Source organism: Novosphingobium sp. AP12, from assembly GCF_000281975.1.
GTDB lineage: Bacteria > Pseudomonadota > Alphaproteobacteria > Sphingomonadales > Sphingomonadaceae > Novosphingobium.
In genome coordinates, this window is sequence record NZ_AKKE01000142.1 from 1 (window position 1) to 2,738 (window position 2,738).

General features: G+C 60.6%; 3 protein-coding genes. 2 read left to right on the forward strand and 1 reads right to left on the reverse strand.

From position 1 onward, the window contains the following. Nucleotides 1-232, forward strand: a 232-nt coding sequence (locus PMI02_RS20565; protein WP_007686502.1) for a YbdD/YjiX family protein, incomplete at its 5' end; no start/stop codon positions are given. A gap of 57 nt (nucleotides 233-289) precedes the next feature. Continuing rightward, nucleotides 290-1,516 carry a dicarboxylate/amino acid:cation symporter gene (locus PMI02_RS20570; protein ID WP_007686504.1) on the forward strand — a complete coding sequence of 409 codons (1,227 nt, stop codon included), beginning with the start codon at nucleotides 290-292 and terminating at the stop codon, nucleotides 1,514-1,516. A 340-nt stretch (nucleotides 1,517-1,856) separates the two neighbouring features. On the opposite strand, the gene PMI02_RS20575 is transcribed toward PMI02_RS20570, so the two are convergent. Then, the gene (locus PMI02_RS20575; protein WP_238539126.1) at nucleotides 1,857-2,249 is read right to left on the reverse strand and encodes a hypothetical protein; all 393 of its coding nucleotides are present in this window, start codon (nucleotides 2,247-2,249) and stop codon (nucleotides 1,857-1,859) included. Nucleotides 2,250-2,738 lie beyond the last annotated feature (489 nt).

Genomic DNA, 2,738 nt, shown 5'->3' on the forward strand with positions numbered 1-2,738 from the left:
ACGGGCCGAGCGTGAACGAGAGTCCGGCGCAGATGGTGGCAGCGTCGTGAGCGGGCTCGTCCGCCGCCTGCGCGAGATGGCCCGGCTCATGGTCGGCCAGCCGCCCTACGAGGTCTACTTCGCGCACATGGCCCAGCACCATCCCGAGGCTGCGCCGATGACCCGCCTCGAGTTCTTCCGCAACCGGGAGAATGCGCGCTTCAGCGGCGCGGGCGGGGGGAAGTGCTGCTGAAGGCGCGGCGCATCACATTTTCCGACACCCCCATACCCATCATCAGAGACATATCCTATGCGATCGAGACTGACAGCATTCATCGTTAGCACCATGCTGCTTGGCGTGGCGACAGGCTCGGCAGCGAACTGGTGGGCAGCCGGCGACGATGCGCTGGCCCTCAGGGTCGCCGGATACTTCAGCCTCCTGGCCGACGTATTCCTGCACCTGGTCAAGATGATCATCGCTCCGCTCATATTCTCGACGCTCGTCGCCGGCATTGCGCACATGGGCGATGGAGCCGCGGTGGGCCGCATCGGCACGCGGGCGCTCGCCTGGTTCCTCACCGCCAGCCTGCTGTCGCTTACCCTCGGCCTGGTGGCGGTGAACCTGTTCGCGCCGGGGGAAGGCCTGAACCTGGTACGCTCAGGCGTGGAGTCCGGCATCAATGCCGAAGCGCTCGACCTGCGCGCGTTCGTCCTTCATGTCTTTCCCGTCTCTATGGTGGGTGCGATGGCGGAGAATTCGATCCTCCAGATCGTCGTCTTCTCGCTTTTCATCGGCGTGGCGCTCGTCGCCATCGGTGACCAGGGCAAGTCGGTCCTGGCCCTCGTCGAGGCAATGGTCAGTCTCATGCTCAAAGTCACTGGCTACGTCATGGCACTCGCTCCCCTGGCCGTGTTCGGCGCGCTGGCGAGCGTCGTCACCCGGCAAGGCCTGGGCGTCCTTGCGACCTTCGGAGCCTTAGTCGGCGAGTTCTACCTTACGCTGGGGGCATTGTGGGCCTTGCTGTTCGCTTCCGGCTCCCTGTTCCTGGGACGCAGAATGCTCCAGCTTCTGCGGCACATCCGCGAGCCCCTGCTGGTCGCGTTCTCGACCGCATCCTCGGAAGCCGCCTACCCCAAAATGCTGCAGCAACTCGACAGCTTCGGCGTGCCGCGCCGCATATCCAGCTTTGTCTTGCCGCTGGGCTACAGTTTCAACCTCGACGGCTCGATGATGTATGCGACCTTCGCCAGCATCTTCATCGCGCAGGCCTATGGCATCGACCTTCCACTAAGCACACAAGTGACCATGCTGCTCGTCCTGATGGTGACGAGCAAGGGTATCGCAGCCGTCCCCCGCGCCAGCCTGGTCGTCGTGGCCGCGACCCTCGGCCAATTCGATCTTCCTGTTGAGGGTGTCGCCTTCATCCTCGCCATCGACCATTTCATGGACATGGGGCGAACTGCGACGAATGTGTTCGGAAATGCTATCGCAACCTGTGTCGTCAGTAAGTGGGAAGAGCCGAATGAACCGGTCTAAGAAGCTGCCAAGGCCGGGACGAACTATGTTTAATGCGGTGGTAGCCAGCACGCGACCGGTCAGTTTGGGCTCGATGGTACCGAAATTAGACGATCCTGCTCGGTGAACGACATAAGACGTTGGTCGCTCTGGTTCCGGACGTTCCCGGGCCAATTTACCTGCCCAATCCCTGCCGTTCATTCATCGGCCGAGGCAGAGTACACGGACGCAAAGTTTTGGGTAGACTGTTTCGAGAAGGGAACGGCCCATGTCGGGGGTGGGGTGGGATCAGGCGTTAGCGCCAGGCGAGCCGGAATGGCCGGGTGGTGAGCTGGTGGTGATCGGTAGGTTCTGACGAGCCCTATCGAGTATGTGACGGATTGCCCTCTTTGAATTCGATCCTCACAGCAACAAACGGCTTCGTTCCCCGGTTCATCACGGCATGCAGTCCCTCTGCTTCCCGCCTTACTGTCTGGGTAGCGTTGAAAGCAGGAGCATCGAAGCGCTGGGTCTCGAGCGGACGGCCATCGACCAGCTTGTATTCGATATAGGTGATCGGCTGGGGCTGTTCGAAATACATCACGCTCGGCCAGCGGTGATCATGGACGGGTTCAGTCGCGCCGGGTGCCACCTCGACCCGCAAAACACGGATCTTGTCGTCCTCCATCAGGACACGGTGGCTGCCCGGCGCAGCAGCAACTGCATCGAAACCCGTCGCCGACGCGCTGGCCGAAGTCGCGGTACTGATCAGCAAGACCAAGGAAAGACATTGCTTCACGGCAACTCCTATCTGCCCGGTCTGCAGTTCTTGTCGAGCCAAGTCGCACGCCAGTGTAATCAACGGAACGTCAGCTATACAGAAATGCTCAATGTTCGAAAGTAGGGCGTGACAGAGGGTCGCCGTTTGGTCACGATGGGTGGATCAGCCGGTTTCCGGACCGGCAGAGGGCGTGGCTGGCGACGGCGCACCACTGCCGACATGTACAATCCGGAAAGCCCAGTCCCAGCTTCCGCCGTCCGCCTTCACCTCAAATAGATCTGCTTTCCTCCACATCCCGACAATCTTGCCACCTGCCAGAGACACCTTCCAATATGACCCGTCGCTGAGTTCTACCATACCGGCTGAATTGATGCTTTCGAATGCTAGCCACTCTGTTCCGATGCGCTTTGTCATTAACCTCTAATAGCGATCTCCTCAGAACGGAGGGCTTATCAAAGGCGATACTGCATGTTTGGCGTTAAC

What these genes read in the sequence shown, in the direction of transcription:
- PMI02_RS20570 (WP_007686504.1), top strand. Translation starts at nt 290, where the DNA reads ATGCGATCGAGACTGACAGCATTCATCGTTAGCACCATGCTGCTTGGC.